This is a genomic window from Haloarcula sp. H-hyl2, from assembly GCF_056934385.1.
This window is the reverse complement of record NZ_JBRIIJ010000013.1, coordinates 1-1,787: the sequence shown is the minus strand read 5'-3', so window position 1 is coordinate 1,787 and position 1,787 is coordinate 1. Positions and strand designations below refer to the sequence as shown.

The 1,787-nt window shown below is 56.7% G+C and carries 1 protein-coding gene and 2 pseudogenes; 2 read left to right on the top strand and 1 reads right to left on the bottom strand.

The window, feature by feature from the left end:
• Window positions 1–141 precede the first annotated feature (141 nt).
• Together Hhyl2_RS22340 and Hhyl2_RS22335 are read left to right on the top strand one after the other, a co-directional pair.
• Window positions 142–393, top strand: a pseudogene (locus Hhyl2_RS22340) (ISH3 family transposase); the annotation flags it as partial.
• A gap of 46 nt (window positions 394–439) precedes the next feature.
• Window positions 440–859 (top strand): annotated as a pseudogene (locus tag Hhyl2_RS22335) (ISH3 family transposase); the annotation flags it as partial.
• Window positions 860–869: 10 nt separating this feature from the next.
• Here the strand turns inward: Hhyl2_RS22335 and Hhyl2_RS22330 are convergent.
• A partial coding sequence (locus tag Hhyl2_RS22330) for an IS4 family transposase (RefSeq protein ID WP_483552991.1) occupies window positions 870–1,787 on the bottom strand: 918 nt, incomplete at its 5' end.

Below are 1,787 nucleotides of genomic sequence, written 5' to 3'. Positions count from 1 at the left end.
TCGCAAGAGCGAATTTCCAAAGGAAACGAACTTGGGTTCGATAGAGACATGTGATGGGAAGGAGGTCATCACCGTTCTCTAAAGGGGGTCCGACAGGTGTAGCGCCGGACCTCAGTTCCTGGTAGCCGTTCATGTAACCTACTGCACTTCCCACTCGCGGTCGCTGTCTCCTATCAGAACGGTAACCGGGATAAGCACGGTGAGGTTGTTCGCGGCTACGTGGCTTATGGCGTCACTAACCGGTCATCGAAGTAGGTTGAACGCCTCTACAGAAAGCGTTCAGGCATTGAAACGACCTATCGGTTGCTGCGGCAAGCACGCGGGATCACGACGACACGTGATCCCGTCGTGCGGTTTGGGATCATGTTAGTCGCAGCACTGCTAGAGAACCTCAGTACTTCACAAAGCCGGTTAGTTGAGAGGTCTGCTTGCTGAAGGTGTGTCTAAGACCAAGCAAGCAGACGGTGAAATCCACGAAGACCAGCTCCTTAACTTCCTCGTCAACACGCTTGACGAGGAAGTTGATCTCGGTCTTGGCGCTAATGCTGAAATCAGTGCTGAGGATATCTACGAGGTCCTCGTCGGCGCTTGCGCCGACAGGACCTCGGTATCTGAACTCTGCGAGACCAGTGAAGACTCACCTCATCAGAACACGATTCTGTACCACCTCCGCGAGAAGTTCGACCTAACGTCGGTTGAACAGGTTGGGAACGCACTCCTGCAAAAAGACGTTCTAGAAGTTCTTCCCGAGCAGGTGGAGGTCGTCGCAGACCTCCACCTGCGGCCCTACTACGGTGACGAGGATGAGACAGATGGGCTCTATCACTCGGAAGCGAAGCGTGGAACCACCGCATTCCATCGGTGTTCGGTTAAGCACTGGATCGCCTCGTGAAGGCTTCAGATACTCGTTCGCTGAGTAAGAGGCGTGATCTCTCTGGTTGACGGGCATCACGGAACATCAACTCCGGCAAGTTCGGCGGTGGATGGCCGAACGACTGTGCCAAATCTTCGAGAATGAGCTGGGCGAGAGACCGGAAGGTCTTCGCCCAGCGCTCACGCGGGAACACCGTCTCTGGGAACAGCTCTTGAAACACGCCCAGCAAGGCTCTGCTGACCGTTAGCGTCAGCAGAGCCGCCACCACCAGCAGGTGAACGATTGCTGGATCACTCGTCTGGAACTTCTCCAGCCCATACAGCGACTTCAACTCCCGGAACAGCAACTCCACTTCCCACCGCAACCCGTACAGCGCCCCGACCTGTCTCGGAGTGAACTCATCGGGCAAATTCGTCACGTACAGGTGGTAGTCGTCGGTGTCCTCGTTGCGGACACCGACGACGCGAAACTCCATCGAATCGATTGACTGCTTCCCAGCGTATGCCCGTCGTTTGAACTCGATCTCCACGGTTACGTCGATAATCTCCCGAGTGAGATCTCCCAGAACGTCCCGAAGATGACGCTCCGGCAAGGAAATGGCGCGCCCGCGCCATTTCCGTCGCTCGCCGACGATCAACGGATTCGCGTTCGACTTCAGCCGAGTCAGAAAGAAGCCGCCGTTCTCTTCAATCAACGCGAATCGGCGAAAACTGTAGAAGCCCAGATCGAACAGTAACAGCCGGCCTCGCAGCCAGCTCCCGGTGCGGAGCTGGCTGCTCTCGTGGGTGCGTTCATCGGTGAGCTGGAACCGTTCAATCGTCTGCGTCGTGGCGTTCTGCACGAGGTGAAGCTTTGCGCCGGACTGGTCCGAGTGAGTCGCCGGGAACTCGCTGAGGAGCCGATGCAACCGGAA